A 21412-nucleotide genomic window follows, 5' to 3' on the forward strand; every position below is an offset into this window, starting at 1 on the left:
GGATTCGTTCTGTTAGCCGCATCAAAAAAGGCCTTCCACATGGAAGGCCTTTTTTGATGCGGCTAGTTGCAGCCATTACGCTGGCTGAAAGCAGCTGCGTACTGCTTAGTACACGCCGTAATTTGCTGTTAGCTCATAGAAGCTGCTGCCTCTTTGCGCACCTTGGTGTTTCCGTCCTTGGAATGGTTGAGCTGCAGGTCGCCGGTGGGTTCCTGCTTAAGGTGGCTGGGCACTTCGTCGCCGGCCGCACTCTTGGAAATTGTTACGCCTCCATCCACAAAATACGTAGCTCCGGTTACATAGCTGGCTTCATCGGAGGCCAGAAACAGGTACACATTAGCCACTTCCTCGGGCGTACCCCGCCGGCCCAGTGGCACCCCGGCCACCGTGTTTTTCTCCATTTTCTGGTTCATGGGACCGGTTTCCTTGTGCGTCCAGGCCGTATCAATGGGGCCTGGGCCCACGCAGTTTACCCGCACGCCATGCTTGGCCTGCTCCACGGCCAGGCCCTTGCTGAACGTCATTACCCAAGCTTTGGTGCCGCCGTAGGGCGTAATCATGGGGGAGCCCATCTGCCCAGCTTCTGAGCCCGCCGATACAATGTTGCCCTTACTTTTCTGGAGTTCCGGCAAGGCCGCCCGGCTCATCATAAATACCGAGTAAATGTTGTTTTTGATCATGTACTCGAAGGCCTCCACCGGATATGAATCCAGCTCGGCGGTAGCCGGAAACACCCCGGCATTATTGACAAGAATATCCAGCTTGCCGAATTCCTGCACGGCGGCTTTCACGCAGGCCTCGGCCACTGGCTGCTGAGAAATGTCGCCGAGGTAGCCAATGGCCCGGCCTCCTTGAGCCAGGATTTCATCTACCACCTCCCGCACGGGGTCGGAGTCGAGGCCGACTACTACCACGGCGGCCCCTTCGCGGGCGAATTTCTTGCTGATGGCTTCTCCTATTCCGGAGCCCCCACCAGTTACAATGGCGACTTTATTTGCGAGTCTTGTGGACATAATATGAGTGTTACTATGAAAGAATACGGCTGAACAGGTGGGAAAAATTGCTTTACCCTAACAACCAGCCACTATATTCTGAACGGTTTGGGAGTGCTGGAGTTACCACAGGGCAGTTTGACAGCTGGCTGAAACGGGCGCTTTTGGGCCGTTCTGCGTACTATTCACCGTCTATGCCCCCGAAATAATGTACGCAGCTCCGCCCCTGCCGGCTCCTGCTGGCACTCCTCTGCACACGGCCCGGCTCTTGCTCCGCCCCTACCAACCCTCCGACACAGACTCCTTCTTCCAGCTCATTGATGCTGACCGTGCCCGGCTGCGCCCTTCCTTTCCGGCCCGCGAAGCCGCTACGCCCACAGTAACTGCCGCTACGCAGGTGCTCACCCAATTCCGGCACGACTGGGCAGCCGGTCGGCTCTACGTACTCGGCATCTGGCACCAGGAAACGCGGCAGTACCTCGGCGACATCAGCCTGAAGCCCAACTGGACTTCTCCTGTCACGGCTGAAATTGGGTACTACCTGGCGGCCGAGGCGGAAGGGTACGGCTATGCGCGTGAGGCCCTGGCGGCGGCCGTTGCGTTCGGCTTTGATACGCTGCACGCGGCCCGCCTGCTTATCCGGTGCCAGGCCACCAACCCGCGCAGCTGCGCCGTAGCGGAGGCCGCCGGCTTTCAGCCTTTGCCCGCCAAACCGCGTCCCTGGCCGCTACGGGCCTTTGGCACCTCCGGCATTCTGTACTATTCTCTGCGGCGGCCGGCCTGAAAGCGGCTACTGGTTTTTGACCGTGCCCAGCAGGAAACTCTGGTTGAAATTCAGGTACAGCGCGAAGGAGAAGTCGAATAGGCCGTTGTTGAGGTCGTAGAGCGGCTCAAAGCGAGTAGTCAGAATCACGTTGCCGGGTAGCTTGTAATCCTTAATAGCCCGCAGAATCAGCAGTTGGCGGTTCTTATCCGTGTAGCCGGGGTCAGCTACCGATACGGAAACCGACTGGTACAGTCGCCCGCCAATGGGCGAGATATAGCCGTTGCCCTGCCAGTAAGCCACCTGCAGATTGGTCAGGTGCGTATCAAGGCCGGCATTCAAATAAAGACCAGTGCCGCGCTTATAGGGCAGTTGGTAGGTGAAGGAGTAGTCGTGGAAATAGGTAACGTAGCCATCAAAGTGGGCAGCCTGCACGAAGCGCGAGGCCAGCGCCTTGCGCACCCGCAGGCCGGTAGCCACATTGAAAAGGGTTTGCAGGGGCCGGTCAACAGTATCCAGCTGCCCGCCGCGGTGCGTGGCCGTAAACTGGAACGGCAACTTCAACAGCCACCCCACCGAGTCGCCGGCCAAGCGTCGCTCCAGGCTCAGGCCGCCCGCCACTTCCTCCTGATAGTTGCTGAAGCGGTATTGCTGCCGCCGCCAGTTCACCCAGGCATCCAGAAAGGTAGCATCCGTGAGGTATTGATACTGCAGGCCCTCTTCAAGCCGGTCGGTCATTACCCGCTCAAAATCATACATCGGCTCAATGTAGCCGTGCTGCAGGCTGCCCTCAATGTTGCCGAACAGCAGCCGGTGCGCCCCTTGCGCGTACTTGAGCGTGAACAGGGGCCGCACCTGCCGGAAGCCGCGCGTGCCGTAGTCGCGCTGCAGAAATACGCCTGCTTCCAGCCGTAGATTACTGGCCGGGAAGTACACTAGCCGCGGAGCCAGCTGCGCTCCAAAATACGTGAGGCCGGGGTCAATCTTATTGAAGTACTCATTGTCTTTGTTGAACAGCAAGCCCTGTACATCCAGCCGAATTTGCCGCTCATAACCGGGCCCCAGGGGCAGCCGATGATAAAAAGCCCGGTTATCCAGCTGGGCCCAACCAGCCTGTGTGCTACCCAGCCACGCTACCACCGTCAGTATCAGGACGGTAGCGGCCCGGCAATTTTCTAAAAATTTTAGCACGGAAAGAATCTGCTAAATCCGACGAATTTTTTTAGCATTGCGGGCACAAAATATAGTCCGGCGGCGTTACCATGAGCCGCCCCACTCTGGCTTACCAAGTGGGTTGCGCGGGGCCCGCAAAAGGCCTACATTCACCAAACCTACGCATTTCCAATCCAACCCCTCTCTATAATGGCTGCCACCACTGAAAAGGCCGAAAAAACTGCCGCAAACCCGCAAGCTGAAAAACTGAAAGCCCTCCAGCTCACCCTGGATAAGCTGGACAAAAGCTACGGCAAAGGCACCGTAATGAAGCTCAGCGACAACAAGGTGATGGACGTCGAAGTCATCAGCACCGGTTCGCTGGGCCTGGATATTGCACTCGGCGTAGGCGGTTTGCCCAAGGGTCGCGTTATTGAAATCTACGGCCCGGAATCGTCGGGTAAGACCACGCTGACCATGCACGCCATTGCCGAAGCTCAGAAAAAGGGGGGCATTGCCGCCTTCATCGACGCCGAGCACGCGTTTGATCCGCTGTACGCCAAAAAGCTGGGCATCGACACCGAGAACCTGCTGATTGCCCAGCCCGACAACGGGGAGCAAGCCCTGGAAATTGCCGACCAGCTGATTTCCTCCGGTGCTATTGACATCATCGTAATTGACTCCGTAGCCGCGCTGGTGCCTAAAGGCGAACTGGAAGGCGACATGGGCGACTCCAAAGTGGGTCTGCATGCTCGCCTGATGTCGCAGGCCCTGCGGAAGCTCACGGGTACCATCAACAAAACCGGCTGCTGCTGCATCTTCATCAACCAGCTGCGCGAAAAAATCGGTGTGATGTTCGGCTCGCCCGAAACCACCACCGGTGGTAACGCCCTCAAGTTCTACGCTTCCGTGCGCCTGGATATCCGTCGTATCGGCCAGATCAAGGAAGACAAGGATAACGTGACCGGTAACCGTACCAAGGTGAAGGTGGTGAAAAACAAAGTAGCCCCGCCCTTCAAGGTTATCGAGTTTGATATCATCTACAACGAAGGCATTTCCAAAGTAGGCGAGATTCTGGACCTGGGCGTTGATATGGGCATCATTGCCAAATCGGGCTCCTGGTTCTCTTACGAAGGCAACCGCCTGGGCCAGGGTCGTGAGGGCGTAAAAACCGTGCTGCAGGATAACCCCGAGCTGGCTGATAAAATCGAAGCTCAGATCCGGGCCAAAGTGAAAGGTACCCCGGAAGAAGCGCTGGCCGCCATTCCCGAGGACCGCTCCATGGAGGATGAAGAAACTGAAGAGCTGTAAGCCTTCCGCTTGCACACAGAAAAAGCCCGCTGTTCATCTCGGCGGGCTTTTTTTATTGTCAGCAGCAGCCAGCAGAATTTTACCATACAAGAATATGGCTGGGCAAAACCGCCTGTTCTTCTGGGCCGTACTGAAAGGGTGGATAGTTGGTATAAGGCAGTTGGCAAACAAACCTTGGCGGGTGCAGCTGCTCTGTAAGAAGGTATTTTTTGCCCTGCGGAATCCGAGTATCTTTGCTGGCACCGCATTTGAGTAGGAACCGGCTATACCCCAATCTGCCGCTTATCCATGAACCGCCGCTGGCTTCTGTTTACCGTCCTCTCGCTGCTGCTGACAGCCACTTTACCTGCGTTTGTGCCTGCCTCCGAAGCAACGCGCACCGTTGCCAATACCAGCTTTGAGCGCGGGGAAGTGCTGCAATACAAAGTGCATTATGGCCTGATTAATGCGGCCGAGGCCACTATTGAAGTGGATAACGAAGTGCACCGCATCAATGAGCGCCCCTGCTACAAAGCCACCGTTACGGGCCGCACCCTGGGCTCCTTCGATTTTTTCCTGCGCATCCGGGACACCTGGCGCTCCTACATCGATACGACTAGTATTCTGCCTCAGCGCTTTTTCCGCAACATTGAGGAGAACAACTACCGCAAGCGGGAAACGGTGGACTTCGACCACCTGCGGGACGTGGCCGACGTGGAAAGCCACAAGAAGAATAAGGACCAGGTGAAGAAGGGCTCGTTCAAGGTGCCCAACAACGTGCAGGATTTGGTTAGCGGCTTTTACTACCTGCGCACCCTCAATTACGACCAGCGCAAGGTGGGGGAGGTTATCAAGGTGCAGGGCTTTTTCGACGAGGACGTGTTCAACATGGACGTCATCTATAAGGGCCGCGAAGTAGTAGAAACCAAGGCCGGCACCATTCGCACCATTCGGCTGGTGCCTAAAATGCCCAGCAATAAGTTGTTTAAAGGAGAAAACGCCATTTCGGTGTACCTCTCCGACGACCGGAACAAGGTTCCGGTGCTGATTCAGGCGGAAATGTTCGTGGGCGCTGTGAAGGTGGACATGTTCAAGTACAAAGGCCTCCGAAACCGGCTAAATGTAGTGGCGCAAAAATGACGCGTTGTGAAGCGGCTCCCGTTGGGGGCCGCTTTTCTTTTTTATATCCCGTTCTTTCCCTCGCTTACCTACCTGATGCAGACAACCCTAGTTTCGCGCCGCCGCTTGGTTATGCCGCCTCCCCGCGCCCTGGCTCCGGTGTTGGCACCTGGTCCGCCGCCCCTTGCCGATTTCGTGTGGCCCATCCCGAACCCGGTTCCGCGCAAGGAAACTGTTGGGCTCCGGCCTGCAGGTAACGAAACCATAACACGCCGTGCGCGCCGCCCGGCGGTACTTTTGTCTTCGCGCATTCTGTTTTACCCTAAACCTTCCCGCTCCGTGCAACCAACCGCCAACCCCAACGCCTACAAAATTCTGGTAGTGGACGACGACCCCGATATCGTGGAGCTGCTGGAGTACAACCTGCGCAAGGAAGGCTACGAGGTGGCCAGCGCCCCTGATGGCCGCAAAGCCTTGGAGGTAGCCCCCCAATTCGCGCCTGATATTATTCTGCTGGACGTGATGATGCCCCACCTGGATGGCATTGCCGCCTGCCGCCAGCTTCGGGAGCAGCCCAAATTCAAGGACACGTACATCATTTTCCTGACGGCCCGGGCCGAGGAATTCTCGGAAGTAGCCGCCTTTGATGCCGGCGCCGACGACTTTATTGCTAAGCCCATCAAGCCCCGGGCCCTGCTCAGCCGCCTGGCCGCCTTCGTGCGCCGCGACAAAGACCCCCAGCAAACCTCGGATACCATCGAAATCAACGGCCTCAAGATTGACCGCACGGGCTTTGCCGTGTACCAGGAAGGCCGCAAAATCACGCTGCCCAAAAAGGAGTTTGAGCTGCTGGCTTTCCTGGCCGCCTCACCCCACAAGGTATTTGGCCGCGACGAGCTGCTGCAGAATATCTGGGGCAACGACGTGTTTGTGCTGGCCCGCACCGTGGACGTGCACGTGCGCAAAGTGCGCGAGAAAGTAGGCGACCACCACATCCAGACCATCAAAGGCGTCGGCTACAAGTTCAATACTGATAACTAAGTGAAATAGTGAGATGGTGAAATGGTGAGTTGCTGTTCTATCGGCGCACAGTGGTGGCGGTAGAACAGCAACTCACCATTTCACCATCTCACTATTTCACCATTTTCCTATGCGTTTCAACGTTCCTTCCCGCACCATTGCCATCATCCTCTCACTGTTGGTGGCGGCCGTGCTGACGACGCTGGCCTGGCTGGCGCCCACCATGCCTTTCCGGCAGGGCGTGCTGGCGGCGGGCGTGTCGGTGGCGGCGTGCTTCCTGCTGCTGTATCTGATGTTTGAGGCCCTCATCTTCCGGGAAATCAACAACATTTACGAGAGCCTGGAGAACATCAAGCGCAAGGAGTTCCGGCGCATGTCCAACAAGTTCCTGTTCCGCCCGGAGCCGCTCAAGCGCATGCGCGACGAAATCCTGGATATGGCCCAGCGCCGGCAGCAGGAAATTGAGGAGCTGCAGCGCCTGCAGGTGCTGCGCCGCGAGTTTCTGGCCGATGTGTCGCACGAGCTCAAAACGCCCATTTTCGCCGCCCAGGGCTTCGTCCACACCATCCTCGACGACGACGACGTGGACGAGTTCACCCGCAAGAAATTCCTGCAGAAAGCCGCCACCAGCCTCGACGCCCTGGATGCTCTGGTGCAGGATCTGGTGACAATTTCCCAGCTGGAAAAAGGCGTGGTACGCATGCGCCGGCAGCGGTTCAACCTGATCGAGCTGGTCCAGGACATCTTCGAGCAGTTGGAGCTGAAAGCCGCTCAGCGCCACGTTACGCTGGAGCTGCAGCCCCCCCCTGAGCCGGATGCAGCCTTGGTGGTAGCCGACCGGAACCGCATCCGGCAAGTGCTTATCAACCTTATCGACAACGCCATCAAGTACGGCCGCGAGAACGGGCACGTCACGGTTTCCTTGCTGCCCAATGGTAAAAGCCTGCGGGTGCAGGTACAGGATGATGGGGAAGGAATCCCCAAGCAGTTTCAAAACCGCATTTTTGAGCGTTTTTACCGTATTGATAAAAGCCGCACCCGCGAGTCGCGGCAGGCGGGCGGCTCGGGGTTGGGGCTGGCTATTAGCAAGCATATCGTAGAAGCGCACAAGTCCACTATTCGGGTGCACAGCGAGTTGGGGCAGGGTACCACGCTGGAGTTCAAGCTGCCAAAGCCCAAAAAGCGGGTAGCCGATAAAATAGCCGACGCACAGGCGTAAACATTCCCGGGGCAAGGGTACGCTTTTGAACGCGTAGCAGCGCCTTGCTGGCAAACTGCTAATTGAGTTGGTCACTAGGCGCTGGCGGGATTCACGGCGGGCGGCTTCTGCATCCCTGAATTAGCGTGTACCTTTGCAGCTCTCTATGAAGCTGCCCAATTTCGACGACCTGATTCTGTTTGAGGACGAAGACTTCGTCATCATCAATAAGCCCCCGTTTCTAGCCACGCTCGACGAGCGGTTTGGTGGGGCGCCCAACATTCTGCGCCTGGCCCGCGAGAAGTACGAGGATGTGCAGGCCTGCCACCGCCTCGACAAGGAAACCAGCGGCGCCTTAGCCCTGGCCAAAAACCCGGCGGCTTACCGCCATTTGGCCATGCAGTTCGAGGACCGGCAGGTGAAAAAGGTGTACCACGCCGTGGCCTGGGGCGTACACCAGTACGACGGCCTGCGCGTAGACCGGAGCATTGAAACCACTACCAAAGGCAAAGCCCGCCTGGCCTACAAGGGCAAACCAGCCGTAACATTGGTGCGCACCCTGAAAGCCTACGCCCGCCACACGCTGCTGGAGTGCCAGCCCATTACCGGCCGCATGCACCAGATTCGCCTGCATCTCTCCTACCTGCAAGCCCCCATTGTGGGCGACGGCATGTACGGCGGCGACGATTTTTACCTCTCTTCGCTGAAGAAGAAATTCAACCTCAAGCAGGGCGAGGAAGAGCAGCCCTTCATCAAGCGGTTTGCCCTGCACGCCCGCCAGCTCACGTTTGCCAAAATGGATGGAGAGCAGGTAACCATTGAAGCTCCCTACCCCAAAGATTTCCGGGTGCTGGTGGAAACGCTCCAGCAGTACTCGTAAGGCTTGAAAATTACCGGTAAATACAGCAAAAGCGGCCGTAAACGGCCGCTTTTGCTGTATTTACCGGTAAGCTATATTTTTTCGAATATGACCATCCGCACAGAATCGGCGGTAGGCTTCTGCCGATTGCGCGGCATAGCGTTCTGCCAGCGAACTTGGTAGTTGGGGTTGGTCAGCAACGACTCCAGAGAGGTCTGTCCTTCCATACCCCCATACCATTCATCCCAGAAAATAAGCGAGCCGACTGGTATTGCCTGATTAGGGTCGCGAAGATCCTCTATTTTACTTGTGTAACTCCCAAACGGATCTGTACCCAGCGCGAGGGAGAAGTAGGGATGCGAGTAGACTACATGTGGAGGGTGTTTGGCGTGACTCCACTGGGCGGCGGCTTCAGCCAGAAGTTGGTCTGAAGGCCTGCCGAAGTCCCGCTGCCAGCGTAGGCCGGCACGGGCTCCGGAGAAGACAAATACGACAACTCCAAGTGCGAGGACTGCCAGTATCTGTTGTCGCCTGAGTGATGTACCTCCTAGCCCTGCCAGTACCCATGCTCCACGTAAGACAATCAGGCTCAGTAGCGGCACCACACTGCACAGCACTCGAGTAAGCCCAAACGAACCAAAAATACCGAACACCCAAAACACAGTATGGGCTCCAATGAATACCATCACGCAGCCGTACACCAGTAATAAGTCGGCAGTGAACAGCTCCGGACGCAGCCGGGCGGTGGGCCTTAGCCACTCCCACAGCATGCGTCCGCCACCCAGCCAAAATAAGCCATACTGCACCCAGCCAATTGTTCCGGGCAGGCTCCGGATGAAGTGCAGCCACCCGCCGCTGCCGTACAACTCGTTACGGACCGGATAGGCGTTGCGCGTAAACACCCACAAGAAATCCTGGTACACAAACAGCCCGGCCACCCCATACACCACGAAACCCAGCCCCAGCCACGGCAACGCCCGCCAGTTGCGGCTCACTAGCAGGTAAAAGCCGTACACCGCCAGCAACAAAAAGCCTTCGGAGCGGGCAAAAGGCAGAAAGGAAATAATAGCCGCGCCCCACGCTACCCGGCCCCGTAGCGCCAGCGCCACGGCGGCCATCAATACTACGCTGAAAGTAGGTTCAGTCAGGCCCGAGAACTGGATGCGAAAGTAATCGGGAGAGGCGTAGCAACACACAATAGCCAGCCAGGGCCACGGTAGCCGCAGCCTACAGGCCGCGTCGTACGCCGCCGCGGCCGCCGCAGCCGTCAGTACACACTGTAGCACCATTACGCTCCGCAGACCCAACTGCGCCGGTAGTGCCATCAACTGCACCACCAACGGTTTCGACCACGACTCCAGAAAGTTGACCGGATGCTGAAAAGCGTACCGGGCAAAGAGGTAGTGCATAATACTGTCGCTGGAGTCGTAAGTGTTCTGCGTGATGAACACCAGACTCGCTGAAACAATCAGTAGCAGTGCCAGCAAATAATACGCCCATCTGTTGGCACCAACTGGTTCGGGTATCTGTGGGCGAGAAGAGAATAACGACATAATGTGGTAAAAGTACAGACCCTCCCCATAGAGCCCAAACTACACTACTCAACCCCTTCAGGCGCAATAATTACCTGTTAGCTTGCATATTGGCAGAAAGCCGGTAACTTTGTGTCCGTTTTCCCCGAACTGTGTTCGGCTTCTTCTTCATTTTCAAACGCTTATCCTCCTCCCCAATGGATCATTTGAGCTTCAAGACGGTATCCGTCAACAAAGCCAACGCCAACAAGGGCTGGGTTGTGGTTGATGCTGCCGACGCTACCCTGGGTCGTCTGGCCAGCCAAATTGCCAACATGCTGCGTGGCAAGCACAAGCCCTCCTTTACGCCCAATTCTGATTGTGGCGACAACGTCATCGTTATCAATGCTGATAACCTGCGCGTAACCGGCAAAAAGCTGACCGACAAAATCTACATCACCCACTCGGGCTACCCCGGCGGACAGAAGCGCATCAACCTGCGCGACAAGAAAGCCAAGGACTCGACCCGCGTGATTGAGCACGCCGTACGGGGCATGCTGCAAGGCAACAAACTGGGTGCCGAGCAGTTCCGCAACCTGTACGTGTACGCCGGTACCGCTCACCCCCACGAAGCGCAACAGCCCAAAGCTGTTTCTTTCACGAATCTCTAAGCCGTTAGTCGGCCCCCTTTTAACTCTTCACTTAATGGAAATCTCCAATACCTCTGGTAGAAGAAAAACCTCGGTGGCCCGCATTTACATGCAGGCCGGGCAAGGGAATATCACTATCAACGGCCGGGACATCAAGGCTTACTTCAGCAATGAGCTCCTGGAAAACATCGTGAACCAGCCTTTGGCGACGGTCGAGCAAGTCGGCCAGTACGACATTAAGGTGAACGTACGCGGTGGTGGCATCTCGGCTCAGGCTGAAGCCATCCGTCTGGCCATCTCGAAAGCCCTCGTAGGCGACAACGACGAAGTTCGTCCCGCCCTGAAGAAAGAAGGCTTCCTGACCCGTGACCCGCGCATGGTGGAACGTAAGAAATTCGGTAAGCGTAAAGCTCGTCGTTCGTTCCAGTTCTCGAAACGCTAATACTTCCAGAGGAACCCTATCATGGCTCAGACCACCACGTATAAAGAACTGCTTGATGCCGGTGCCCACTTTGGTCACCTTACGCGCAAGTGGGACCCGAAAATGGCGCCGTATATCTTCATGGAGAAGAACGGCATCCATATCATTGACCTGAACAAAACCCTGGCTTCGCTGGACCACGCTGCTGCGGCTATCCGCAACATCGCCAAAAGCGGCCGCAAGGTGCTGTTCGTGGCCACCAAAAAGCAGGCGCAGGAGATTGTTACCGAAGAAGCCAAGCGCCTGAAAATGCCTTTCGTTACGGACCGTTGGTTGGGTGGCATGCTCACCAACTTCACCACCGTACGCAAGTCGCTGAAGAAAATGAGCACCATTGACAAGATGGTGAAGGAAAACACGGCCTACGCGGCCCTTGCCAAGCGCGAGAAGCTGATGATGTCGCGCGAGCGGGAGAAGCTGGAGCGCGTACTGGGCGGCATTGCCGACCTGAGCCGCCTGCCCGCTGCCCTGTTCGTGGTGGACGTGAAGCGTGAGCACATTGCCGTGAAAGAAGCTCAGAAACTGGGTATTCCGGTATTTGCTATCTGCGACACGAACTCCAACCCCGAGTCGGTACAGTTCGCTATTCCCGCCAACGACGATGCCTCCAAATCCATTCAGCTCATCGTGAGCCTGATTGGCAAGGCTATCGAAGATGGTCTGTCGGAGCGGAAAGTCGACAAGGAAGACGCCGACAAGAAGCAAGCCGAAGACGAAGGCATCCAGGAGAAGCAAGCAGCCGACGAATAGGCTAGCTGCCCTCCACGGAAAAGGGAACATGCGAAGCACTCGGCTCCGGTGTTCCCTTTTTCTTTAGCTACAGGTGCCGCCTTTTGCGCATGTGCCGGCTATACCTGATCAACACCCTCTCAAACCACATATACCTCACAACAATGGCCGCTATTACCGCCGCAGACGTGAACAAGCTGCGCACCATGACTGGTGCCGGCATGATGGATTGCAAAAAAGCCCTGACCGAAGCCGATGGTGACTTCGAAGCCGCCCGCGACATTCTGCGTAAGCAAGGTCAGAAAATTGCCGACAAGCGTGCTGAAAACGCTACTGCCGAAGGCCTCGTGCTGGCGGCTGTAAGCGAAGACGGCACCAATGGCAAACTGGTAGCCTTGGCTTGCGAAACTGAGCCCGTTGCGAAAGTAGACGACTTCAAAAACCTGGCGCAGCAGATTCTGGCTACGGCCGTGAAAACCAACGCTGCTACTAAGGAAGAGCTGCTGGCTGCTTCCCAGGAGGACGGCCGCTCGCTGCAGGAGCACATCACCGACCTGATGGGCAAAATTGGTGAGAAGCTGGACGTAGTTGCCTACGAAAACGTAACTGCCGAGAAAGTTGCTTCTTACATCCACTCCGACAACAAGAAGGGCGTTCTGGTGGCCATGAAGAACGTAGGTGGTGCCGACGTAGCCACCGTAGGCCGCGACGTAGCCATGCAGATTGTGGCTATGAAGCCCGTAGCCCTCGACAAAGACGGCGTTGATGCTGCTACTATCGAGCGCGAAATCGAAATTGGTAAAGAGCAGGCCCGCGCTGAAGGCAAGCCCGAGGCGATGCTGGAGAAAATTGCCCAGGGTAAGCTCAACAAGTTCTACAAAGAGAACACCCTGCTCAATCAGGAGTTCGTGAAGGACAACTCGGTTACCATCAGCCAGCTGCTCGATAAGACGCAGAAAGGCTTAACCATCTCTGACTTCAAGCGTGTAGCCATTGTAGGTTAGCACCTGTTTTCAGGAAAACAGAAAGCCCGCCGGTCATATGACCGGCGGGCTTTCTGTTTTTTGGCTACGGCGGTGAAAGCCACACTTCAGAAAGCTCATCAGTAGTATTATTCCAAGCTCGACTGTAGAAAATAAATTTACTTACTGGCATCCGCATGGTAAGCCGAACTGTGTAAGTGCATATTTATAATCTTAAAATCATTGAATATAATTTATTGTATAATCCCCGGCAATATATGCAATTTCCAATGTTTAATTCCCATTATGAAACAACGCTTTTTGTCCGCAATAAATAGAACTTAAGCCTGCCAGATACCGTACTCGACGAATATAAAAGCGTGTTGTGCTTTTCTAGAGGCTATAAATCAAGTTTATAACACAATTTTGCGTTCATTCTTGTTATAACCTGAGCCGACATACCACACCTAATTTTTCCCATTATGAAACTAAGTGCTTACCCTTTTCACTCGGCCACGGGTGAGTTGTTGCCCGCCTACCGAGACGCCTATTTGCGGGGCGACTTGAGCAGTGAAAATACTGCGTTGGTAGATGGATTTTTAAAAGAACACAAGGAGAAAGGTGACGAGGTACTCCGCCGTTTCTATGAGATGAGCCAGAAAGGCCACACTGTACAGCCTGTGGGCTGGGTGCAGCGCCAATTTGACCTGATCCGCACGGAGCCCGAGCGGTTTCGGCGGCGGGCTGCCTCCTTGCTAATTGGCGGAGTAGTTGTCAGCGGCGCTGTATTCGCCAGCAACAATCTGCCAGCTACCGTAAATACGCCCACTGAAAACACGCCGGTAGTGACTGATGCCATCGAAATGCCAGTTGAAGCCGGAACTGCCAATGCGGTGCGCATGGTAGCCGTGCAGGGCCGTATTCTGGATGAGAATGGCCATCCGCTGATTGGGGCAACGGTACTGCAGAAGGGCACCCACCGCGGTGTAAGCACTGACGCAGAGGGCAAGTATACCCTCCGGCTCCCCGCCAACCAGAAATCCACATTGCAGTACGGTTACGCCGGCTACTTGGAGGAGGAAATGCTGGTGCGCAGCGGTGCTACTGCTAACGTGACTTTGCTGCCAAAGGCGGGCAAAGCCGTAGCCAGGAAGCGCTGGTTGTTCTTTTAACTTACCGTAGAGAAGAGGGTGCTGGACTTCAGCGCACTCTTCTCTGCGGTAGGTTGATGTGATATGCAGCATTTTACAGTGCTACAGTCATTTCAGGAGGAATTTGCTTCGAGGCTGCCTCCTTTTTTACGCCCAGAATCAGTTACATGAGACTTCCTTTTCTGCACAAGTTCACTGTGAAGAAAATTACGGGAGATGCCTCAGGGATAGAGCGCCAGAAGGCAGAAGTACTTCTGACAGCTATTTTGCGGGAGCTACCGGAACTGCTGGCCATGGCGGTGGTAGAAGTCCAGTCGGGTAAAACGATGGCAGCCTACACGGCTACTGCCCTCCTCGACCCCTACAAGCTCAATAGCCGCTATGCCGCCAACATTCGGCAAACCCGGCAATTTCTGACGCAACCTTGGCTTTCCGACCAGAACCTGACGGACTTTGTGCTTTTGCTGGAAGACCAGCAGCATTGCCTGCGCCTTGCCTCTGATGGCCGATGGCTGTGCTACGTGGTAGTGCGGATTGCTGATGCCAACCTAGCTTTAGTGCGGGAGGTGATGCGACGTTGCACTGCCTGATTACTACTGAATTTTCTCAACATTTTTTCTTTTGACCATGTCAACCATTACCCCCAACCAAGCTATCCAGAACATCCTGAAAGAACTGCCTTCACTGGTGGCAGTAGCTGTGGTAGAAACCGAAACTGGTATGCCCCTGGCCCACCACTCTAATCTGGCTTCGTTTGACGCAGAAACTGCTGCTGCTTACAACACGGAAGTAGTAAAGCAGAAGCTGAAAGCAATTCAGGCCCTGAAGCTGGACCAGACGATTCAGGACATTCTGCTGACGCTGACGGACCAGTTGCACCTGTTGAAGCTGTCGGCTGACGGCGGCAAATTCATTTATCTGGCTGTTAACTCCCGGGATACAAACCTGGCCATGGCTCGTCAGATTCTGAAAAGCCAGACGGCGGTTCTGAACTAAGCTTGGACTAAACAAAAAAAGCCCTGCTGGTAGCTACCAGCAGGGCTTTTTGCGTTACAGCTGTGGCCCTGCCGGCTTTGGCTTGTTCATCTCGCGGTGCATCTGCGTCATCATGTTCAAGTAGTTTTCCAGCGGCTCCATCCCAATGGCGGCGCGGCGCTGGTTGACGCGGGCAGGGTCGCGCAATGACTTGGGCACCGCTTTGGCAGTTGGCGTGCCTACGCCCTCATACACCACCTGCGTACCGTATTCCTCAGGGTTACCGGCGTTGACGGCTACGCGGTCAGTGAGATAGGCATAGTTGACAGCACTGGCATTTTTGCGCTGTACTTCGGCCAGCATCAGCTTGAGGATGCGCCGCTGGAAGTCCGGGTGGGCATCAGCGTGCTGCACCAAGAGCCAGAAGTTGTTGGCGCTTTTCTCACCTACTTCCTTGAAACCAGGGTAGCCGAAACGCCGGATGATAGCCTCCAGCACGGGCTGGTGGCGGGCATAATTGGCCTTTTCCACGTCTTCTAAATTGCGCCCGGCACTATCGGGCAGCTGCTGAAACATGCGCTGCATGGGCCACTGGTCAACGAATGCCAGACTATCGAGGGTGCGGCTAAGGGCGGGGTAACGGGGGCTGGCAGTTTGCGCGGAAACTCCGCTACTTATCCTCAGCAAGACCAGTAAGGTGAGCAGCTGTTTCATAGCAGCACTAGATGGTGACGATAGGTAATAGAGAATAGCCGAACAGTTCCTGCCATTGCTTACTGCCCATTCAGAAGCATACGGTAGGCGCGCACGCGGGCCCCGGCGTTCTGGCGGATGTTGGTATAGAACAGGCCATAATCGGCAATGTGAAAGGAGTGGCGCAGCTCAGGGTGGCCGGGCAGCAGGAACCGGGGGTAGCCTTTAGCCACGGGCGGATGCACCCATATTAGTCCATCCTGTACCTTGGCATCCACTACACGCTTGTTCTGCTGGTCAAAGCTGTGGGGGACGCCGCCGAGGTTGAGGCGGGCCGGGGCCGTAGCCGTATCCCGCGACCAAGTAAGCGGGTTTACGGCCACCCCGTTGGCGAAGGGCGCATACGTATTGCCCCAGGCCACCGTATTCCAGGCCACAAAGCAGCCGGTTTGGGTGGAGTCTTCGCAAGGGCGCAATACCTGGTACTCGTCGGGTTTTACCTTGAAGCCAATGAGGTAGGCCGCCACCAGCTGGCGGCGCAGCCTGGGGTTCTCGTCAAAGAAATCGTGCAGGAGGCGGGTGGCGTGCACCGTGCCCTGGCTGTGGCCGGCAATGATGATGGGGCGGCCACTGTTGTAATTATCGAGGTAGAACTGGAAGGCCGTTTTCACGTCGGAGTAAGCCAGGTCGATGGCCTCCTGCCCGCTCTCGTCCTTGGTATCGAAAAAGGAAAATAGCGTGGCCTGGCGGTAGCGGGGCGCATACACGCGGGCCGTACCGTTGAAAGCCGTGGCCTGCCCCCGAATCACCGACTCATCGGTGAAGCGGTTCAGGCGCTCATCGGTGAGGCTGGCGTTCCACTGCTTGCGCCAGTAGTAGGTAGTGGGGTGAATGAAAAACACATCGGCGGGGGCGTCGCGCTGCCGGTCCCGGAGCAGGGTGCCGCGCGGCACCACGTCGGCCGAGTCGCGCCGGTCGGGCAGGGCGGCCCAATTGCCTTCCATGCGGTAATCGGGAGCTTCCGGCGTGGGGGCCCGGGCAAAGTCCTTAGCAGGCTTCAGCACACTCAGGCAGGAACTCAGCAGGACAGCACCGGAAATAAGTAAGCAGAAAACGTAAAAGCGCATACAACGGAATAGCAAATCGGCGGAAGCTAACAACACTAACGCCCGCCGCCGGTTGCAGGCGGCGGGCGTACAGGCGAGGCAGCAAAGCCGCGCAGCTAGTCGATAAAGTTATTTTCGAGCAGTTTTTCCTGGCGCAGGTACACAATTTTGAAGTTCTTATCAAAGCGCACCCGTACCTGCGCCGCCGTTTGCTGGCGCTTCTGCAACGACTGGCGCAGGGCTGTGCTGCGCTCCACAAAGGTGACAACGCGGGAACCATCGGCCACCGGCGGGCTCACCTTGAGCGTGCCCGGCTCAATAGTGGTCTGGCCTTCCAGGAATTCGGGAAAATGGGTTTTCTCCAACTCGGCGTTGATGGCCGCCGGGGTGGTGTTCTGCTGCAGATAAAACCGCTCCACCTTGGGGGCGAAATAGGCCGTGGCGGAGAAAGGAGCCGCCTGCAAATCGGAGTAATAGTTCTGCAGCGTGCTTTCTATCCGGTTTTGGGCGGCACCCTCATCGGTGGCAGATGGGGCCACCGGAGCTGTTTCCGCAGGAGCGGGGGCGGGAGCAGCAGTAGCAACTGAATCGACGGGGGCAACGGGCACGGCCGGGGCTACGCGGATGGTTTCGGGCGCGGCTGCCGGGGGCAGCTCAATCTGCTCGGTCTGGGGGCCGACTTCGGGGTTGGTAGCTAGGGAGTCGGCGGCAGTGCGGGTGGTGCTGGTCAGGCGCTCCGATTCCCGGTTGCCCAGCATCAGATACGCCACCAGCGCCAGCAGCAGCACAATACCACCTACCACCAGAATGGTACCCAGCGGACTCTTGGCCGGGGCCGTGTACGCGGTGTCCTCTACGTATTCTTCCTCCGCAGCCGGGGCGGTGGAAGTTACGAAAGCATCATCCTGGCTGGGTGAGGCCACGGGCCGACCCGCTTCCAGGGGGTGCGAAAAGCCCGGTGTAGTAACGGGTGGCGTGGGTGGCAGCGGCTGGGTATAGGCGGGAACAGGCTCAGTGGTAACGGGCGGCAGCAGGGGCTCCGAAACGGGCGCGGCCATGGTGGTCGGCTCGTGCGCGGCAGGGGTAGACGGTACGGGCGGGGCGCTGGGCGGCGTGGGAGAACCTGGCGGAACATAGGTCGCAGGCGGAGTAGCCGCAGGGGCGGGCGTTTGGTTGAACACCAGCTTCTGCTTCAGGGCGTCAAACTCCTGTTGCGTAATGGTGCCGGCATCCAGCCACTCCTTGAGCTGGCGCAGGGTGTCGAGGGCAGAATCTTTGTCCATGAGAGGGGGAAGCGGCGGCAGGGTTATTTCCGGTCGAGGTTGGTGAGGCGGGCGCGGCGGCGCTCCAACTGCTGTTTACGCAGTTCCATGAGGCGGGCGTTATCGAGCAGCTTTACGGAGTCTTCGGCCAATTTGAGCTTATTATCAATGTTCTGCTTTTTCAGCTGCTCGATTTTCTCCAGGTTGGCTTTGGTGTTGCCGGCCAGGCTAACCCGTTCCTTTTCCAGCTTGTCCTTGTCTTTCTCGGCGGCGGTCAGCTGCTTTTCGGCTTCCGAAATCTGCTCCCGGTAGGCTTGCAGACGGGCAGCGGCGGCAAAGCTCTGCACCATGCTGCGCAGGGAGCTAAACTCGGAGGGCGTACCAGACGAGGACAAGAAGGAATCGGGGCCCATAGCAGCCCACACCGACAGCTCGGCTACCGTGTCGGCGGGGGCCGTAACGGTGGAGTACAGATCCAGCAGCTTGCCCGTAACGCTGGACATGGGCACCTGCTTGGCAGCCAGCACGTCCTTTTTGCCCACGCCAAACACCCCGTCGCCTTTCAGCTTGATGTTGTACGTGTCCTTGAGCCAGCGCTGCCAGAAGTCGCGCGTCCATTGGGCAGTGCCGTCAATCTGTACTTTCAGGGCTTCCCGCTCCCGCTTTTCCACGTTTACGCTGCTGGTGCGCACTTCGTAGAGCTGGGCGCGCACGGCCACAGGGCCTAACAGAACGGGCAGGAGCAGAAGATAGTGAAGGAGCCGTTTCATAGGTAGGCGAGTTAGGGAGGGAAGCTGAGTATAACTCCGCATTAAATACCGTGCCGGTCGAAGGCGGCCTGCAAATCCTGCTGCATGCCTTTGAAGCGCTGCACTGCCGCCTGCACAAACTCCTCGTCCAGCAATTGGTGAATATCATCCTCACTGGTTAGGTCCAGCTCGCTTACCTTATAGGTTTGCTCGAAGGAGCCTTTTTCCAGCTTGATGAGGTACTTGCCGTTCCAGTTGAACAGGGTGATTTTGGCCTCGGAGTGCGGAATAATGGCGAGCTGACGCATAGGAGTAGCAGGGCAGTTAAGTGGGGCGAAGATACGCACCGGCCCGCAACCCGGTTCTGGAGCTCAACATAACACGGCCACCCCGGGCGCGTACTGCCTGGTAGTACGTGGTTGTTTCACTTCTAACCCATTTGCATCATGCCCCAGGGAGATAAATCGGCCTACACCGACAAGCAGAAGCGGCAGGCTGAACACATTGAAGAAAGCTACGAGAAGCGCGGCCTTTCGGAGGAAGAAGCCGAAAAACGCGCTTGGGCCACCGTTAATAAACAAGACGGGGGCGGCAAGAAGAGCGGCTCGGGCCGCAAGAATTAGCCTGATGTTCGATAGAGCAGAAAGCCCCGCCGAAGTTTTCGGCGGGGCTTTCTGCTCTCTTACACTACTTGGTTCAGGCGTGCAGAATCACGTACAGAGAGGCCGAGGAAATGACCAACCAGAGCAGCACGCCCAAGGCAAACGGTTTCGGCCCCACTGAGCGGATAGCCTTCATAGACAAGCCGGCCCCAATAAAGAACAGGGTAACCGTGAGGCCCATCCGGGCCGCCTGCACCAGCCAGGGGCCTACTACGTGCGTGGCGGGCACGTACGTGTTCAGCAGCATGGCCCCGATAAAGCCCAGGATGAAGTAAGGAATCTTCACTTTTACATCCTTTTGCTTGAAGAGCATGGCCGTGCCCAGCGCTACGGGAATAATCCAGAGGGCGCGGGCCAGCTTTACGGTGGTTGCGACTTCCAGGGCCTCTTTACCGTAGGCCGTTGCGGCTCCTACCACCGAGGACGTATCGTGAATGGCAATGGCGCACCACAGGCCGAACTGCTGCTGGGTGAGGCTGAACGAGTGCCCGATGGCCGGAAAAGCGAACAGCGCAAGGGCATTGAGTACAAACACCGTGGCCAGCGCCACCGACATTTCCTCATCCTTGGCGCGCAAAACCGGGCCCACGGCTGCAATGGCCGAGCCTCCGCAAATGGCAGTGCCGCAGGAAATAAGATGGGTAACGTGGCGGCCCAGCTTCAGCCAGCGCCCCGCCGCGTAGCCCAGCAGCAGCGTGCCGGCAATGGAGCAGATGGTGAACAGAATGCCCTGCCGCCCGGCCTGCACCGCCGAGTGCGCATTCATGCCAAAGCCCAGCCCGATAACCGAGTACTGCAGCAGTTTGGCCGTGTACTGCTTGGTGAACGTGGGAAACGGGTTGCCGAGGGTTTGGGCCAGCACCAGCCCCAGGGCCAGGGCCAGCGGCGGCGAAGCCCAGGGCGTCAGGCAAAACACCAGCACCAGCCCGAAGCCGATGCGGGCCAGCTGTTGCCGGTGGTTGCGGTGAAGATCGTCGGGCGGGAGAGTGGGCGCGACTGAAACGCGGGTGGGAGCTGCTAAGGTGGCTTTCACGGAGGGGAAACTGGAGTGGGTGCTTCAGCTCAAAAGTACGGCCTCTCCTGCCCTACCGATAATCCCGAATAGTTATGCGTTATTACCTGAAGTTATAACACCTTGCACGTACCGCAAAAACCGCTCGGCGGGCCGGGTCAGGGGTTGGCCCTGCAGCCAGAGTATTTCGAACTGCCGCCGCAGCTGCAGGCCGGCAATGGGCACTTCCTCCAGCAGGCCCGCCGCCAGCTCCCGCGTCAGGGCCCGCCTCGACACAAACCCCAGAGCTTCGGGCGCGGCCTCCAGGTAGGTTTTGATGGCCTCGGTATTATCAAAGTAGAACACGACCTGCAAGCTGGCCGGCTTGATGCCCCGCTCCCGCAGGGCAAACTCCAGCACTTCCAGCGTACCTGAGCCCCTCTCCCGCAGCACCAGCGGGTGGGCCAGGGCTTCGGCCAATACCAGCGGCTGGGCGGGCGGCCCGGCGACGGTGGCGCGGCGCACGGCTACCAGCTCATCATCCAGCAGAGGCTCATAGTGCAAATCCCGGCTCTTGGAGCGGCCTTCCACAAAGCCCAGGTCGAGCTGCCCGGCCAAAATGGCTTCGGCAATCTGCTCGGAGTTGCCGTTGAGCAGGGTCAGCTGCACCTGAGGGTAGCGGTGCTGAAACCCGGGCAGCAGGGCCGGCAGCACGTACTGGCTGAGCGTGGTGCTGGCCCCCAGACGCAGGCGGCCAGCCGCTTCGCCGTGCAGGTTGTGCAATTGCTCGGTCAGGTGTTGGTGCAACTGCTCCACCTCATCGGCGTGGGTGAGCAGCAGGGCCCCGGCCTCGGTGAGGCTCACCCGGTTGCCGCGGCGCTCGAACAGCCGCTGCCCGTAGGTGCGCTCCAGCTCCCGGATGTGCTTGGTAATGGCCGGCTGGGTGATAAACAGCTCTTGGGCCGCCTTGGTAAAGCTCAGGTGCCGGGCCACCGACTGGAACACGCGCAAACGAAAATCGGGCATAAGCAGGCCGGCGGGAAAGGAGAAGCCAGAAGAATAGTGCCGCGCTTTCTGCAACACCGCCTAAATTTAGC

24 protein-coding genes are annotated in these 21412 nt (G+C 57.5%); 14 read left to right on the plus strand and 10 right to left on the minus strand.

The window, feature by feature from the left end; translation table 11 throughout:
• Positions 1–128: 128 nt before the first annotated feature.
• Complete coding sequence (locus ROI90_RS02630) at positions 129–1013, minus strand: SDR family NAD(P)-dependent oxidoreductase (protein WP_315996798.1); 885 nt, start codon at positions 1011–1013, stop codon at positions 129–131.
• A gap of 187 nt (positions 1014–1200) precedes the next feature.
• On the opposite strand from ROI90_RS02630, the gene ROI90_RS02635 reads away from it, so the two are divergent.
• Positions 1201–1776, plus strand: a complete 576-nt coding sequence (locus ROI90_RS02635; RefSeq protein WP_315996799.1) for a GNAT family N-acetyltransferase — start codon at positions 1201–1203, stop codon at positions 1774–1776.
• A gap of 6 nt (positions 1777–1782) precedes the next feature.
• On the opposite strand, the gene ROI90_RS02640 is transcribed toward ROI90_RS02635, so the two are convergent.
• Positions 1783–2946 (minus strand): hypothetical protein, encoded by a 1164-nt coding sequence (locus ROI90_RS02640; protein WP_315996800.1) that lies wholly within the window; start codon positions 2944–2946, stop codon positions 1783–1785.
• Between the two features lie 171 nt (positions 2947–3117).
• Between ROI90_RS02640 and recA the strand changes: the two genes are divergently transcribed.
• The 5 genes from recA (at position 3118) to ROI90_RS02665 (ending at position 8414) form a co-directional block, all read left to right on the plus strand.
• Positions 3118–4218 (plus strand): recombinase RecA, encoded by a 1101-nt coding sequence (gene recA / locus ROI90_RS02645; RefSeq protein WP_315996801.1) that lies wholly within the window; start codon positions 3118–3120, stop codon positions 4216–4218.
• Between the two features lie 288 nt (positions 4219–4506).
• On the plus strand, positions 4507–5337 hold the full coding sequence (locus tag ROI90_RS02650) for a DUF3108 domain-containing protein (protein ID WP_315996802.1): 831 nt from the start codon (positions 4507–4509) through the stop codon (positions 5335–5337).
• Between the two features lie 318 nt (positions 5338–5655).
• A complete protein-coding gene (locus ROI90_RS02655; protein ID WP_315997496.1) occupies positions 5656–6357 on the plus strand; it encodes a response regulator transcription factor in 702 nt (233 codons plus the stop codon).
• 109 nt (positions 6358–6466) lie between these two features.
• Positions 6467–7555: a sensor histidine kinase gene (locus ROI90_RS02660; RefSeq protein WP_315996803.1), complete on the plus strand. Its 1089-nt coding sequence runs from the start codon at positions 6467–6469 to the stop codon at positions 7553–7555.
• Between the two features lie 145 nt (positions 7556–7700).
• Complete coding sequence (locus tag ROI90_RS02665) at positions 7701–8414, plus strand: RluA family pseudouridine synthase (RefSeq protein ID WP_315996804.1); 714 nt, start codon at positions 7701–7703, stop codon at positions 8412–8414.
• Between the two features lie 71 nt (positions 8415–8485).
• Here the strand turns inward: ROI90_RS02665 and ROI90_RS02670 are convergent, their stop codons facing one another.
• Entirely contained in the window at positions 8486–9946 is a 1461-nt protein-coding gene (locus tag ROI90_RS02670; protein ID WP_315996805.1) for a hypothetical protein, read from the minus strand.
• Positions 9947–10122: 176 nt separating this feature from the next.
• Here ROI90_RS02670 and rplM point away from each other — a divergent pair, with 176 nt between their 5' ends.
• From rplM to ROI90_RS02705, 7 genes are all read left to right on the plus strand, one after another.
• Positions 10123–10575 carry a 50S ribosomal protein L13 gene (gene rplM / locus ROI90_RS02675; protein WP_125417766.1) on the plus strand — a complete coding sequence of 151 codons (453 nt, stop codon included), beginning with the start codon at positions 10123–10125 and terminating at the stop codon, positions 10573–10575.
• Positions 10576–10609: 34 nt separating this feature from the next.
• On the plus strand, positions 10610–10996 hold the full coding sequence (gene rpsI, locus ROI90_RS02680; RefSeq protein WP_125417763.1) for a 30S ribosomal protein S9: 387 nt from the start codon (positions 10610–10612) through the stop codon (positions 10994–10996).
• Between the two features lie 21 nt (positions 10997–11017).
• Entirely contained in the window at positions 11018–11785 is a 768-nt protein-coding gene (gene rpsB, locus ROI90_RS02685) for a 30S ribosomal protein S2 (RefSeq protein WP_315996806.1), read from the plus strand.
• Positions 11786–11928: 143 nt separating this feature from the next.
• Positions 11929–12768 (plus strand): translation elongation factor Ts, encoded by an 840-nt coding sequence (gene tsf, locus ROI90_RS02690; RefSeq protein WP_315996807.1) that lies wholly within the window; start codon positions 11929–11931, stop codon positions 12766–12768.
• Between the two features lie 440 nt (positions 12769–13208).
• Positions 13209–13898 (plus strand): carboxypeptidase-like regulatory domain-containing protein, encoded by a 690-nt coding sequence (locus ROI90_RS02695; RefSeq protein ID WP_315996808.1) that lies wholly within the window; start codon positions 13209–13211, stop codon positions 13896–13898.
• A 146-nt stretch (positions 13899–14044) separates the two neighbouring features.
• Complete coding sequence (locus ROI90_RS02700; protein ID WP_315996809.1) at positions 14045–14467, plus strand: hypothetical protein; 423 nt, start codon at positions 14045–14047, stop codon at positions 14465–14467.
• Positions 14468–14504: 37 nt separating this feature from the next.
• Positions 14505–14873, plus strand: coding sequence for a hypothetical protein (locus ROI90_RS02705; protein ID WP_315996810.1), 369 nt, complete (start codon positions 14505–14507; stop codon positions 14871–14873).
• A gap of 54 nt (positions 14874–14927) precedes the next feature.
• On the opposite strand, the gene ROI90_RS02710 is transcribed toward ROI90_RS02705, so the two are convergent.
• From ROI90_RS02710 to ROI90_RS02730, 5 genes are all read right to left on the minus strand, one after another.
• Positions 14928–15566: a DUF6624 domain-containing protein gene (locus ROI90_RS02710; RefSeq protein ID WP_315996811.1), complete on the minus strand. Its 639-nt coding sequence runs from the start codon at positions 15564–15566 to the stop codon at positions 14928–14930.
• A 59-nt stretch (positions 15567–15625) separates the two neighbouring features.
• Positions 15626–16672 carry a DUF3089 domain-containing protein gene (locus tag ROI90_RS02715; protein ID WP_315996812.1) on the minus strand — a complete coding sequence of 349 codons (1047 nt, stop codon included), beginning with the start codon at positions 16670–16672 and terminating at the stop codon, positions 15626–15628.
• Positions 16673–16767: 95 nt separating this feature from the next.
• On the minus strand, positions 16768–17934 hold the full coding sequence (locus ROI90_RS02720; RefSeq protein WP_315996813.1) for an SHOCT domain-containing protein: 1167 nt from the start codon (positions 17932–17934) through the stop codon (positions 16768–16770).
• A gap of 23 nt (positions 17935–17957) precedes the next feature.
• Positions 17958–18683, minus strand: coding sequence for a glutathione S-transferase family protein (locus tag ROI90_RS02725; protein ID WP_315996814.1), 726 nt, complete (start codon positions 18681–18683; stop codon positions 17958–17960).
• A gap of 41 nt (positions 18684–18724) precedes the next feature.
• Positions 18725–18970, minus strand: coding sequence for a hypothetical protein (locus tag ROI90_RS02730; protein WP_315996815.1), 246 nt, complete (start codon positions 18968–18970; stop codon positions 18725–18727).
• Between the two features lie 138 nt (positions 18971–19108).
• Here ROI90_RS02730 and ROI90_RS02735 point away from each other — a divergent pair, with 138 nt between their 5' ends.
• On the plus strand, positions 19109–19285 hold the full coding sequence (locus ROI90_RS02735; protein WP_045688286.1) for a hypothetical protein: 177 nt from the start codon (positions 19109–19111) through the stop codon (positions 19283–19285).
• 73 nt (positions 19286–19358) lie between these two features.
• Here ROI90_RS02735 and ROI90_RS02740 read toward each other — a convergent pair whose 3' ends face one another.
• Both ROI90_RS02740 and ROI90_RS02745 read right to left on the minus strand, forming a co-directional pair.
• The gene (locus tag ROI90_RS02740) at positions 19359–20357 is read right to left on the minus strand and encodes a YeiH family protein (protein WP_315996816.1); all 999 of its coding nucleotides are present in this window, start codon (positions 20355–20357) and stop codon (positions 19359–19361) included.
• 72 nt (positions 20358–20429) lie between these two features.
• Positions 20430–21341: a LysR substrate-binding domain-containing protein gene (locus tag ROI90_RS02745; protein ID WP_315996817.1), complete on the minus strand. Its 912-nt coding sequence runs from the start codon at positions 21339–21341 to the stop codon at positions 20430–20432.
• Positions 21342–21412 lie beyond the last annotated feature (71 nt).

The sequence above is a fragment of the Hymenobacter endophyticus genome (assembly GCF_032464715.1).
GTDB classification, from domain to species: domain Bacteria; phylum Bacteroidota; class Bacteroidia; order Cytophagales; family Hymenobacteraceae; genus Hymenobacter; species Hymenobacter endophyticus.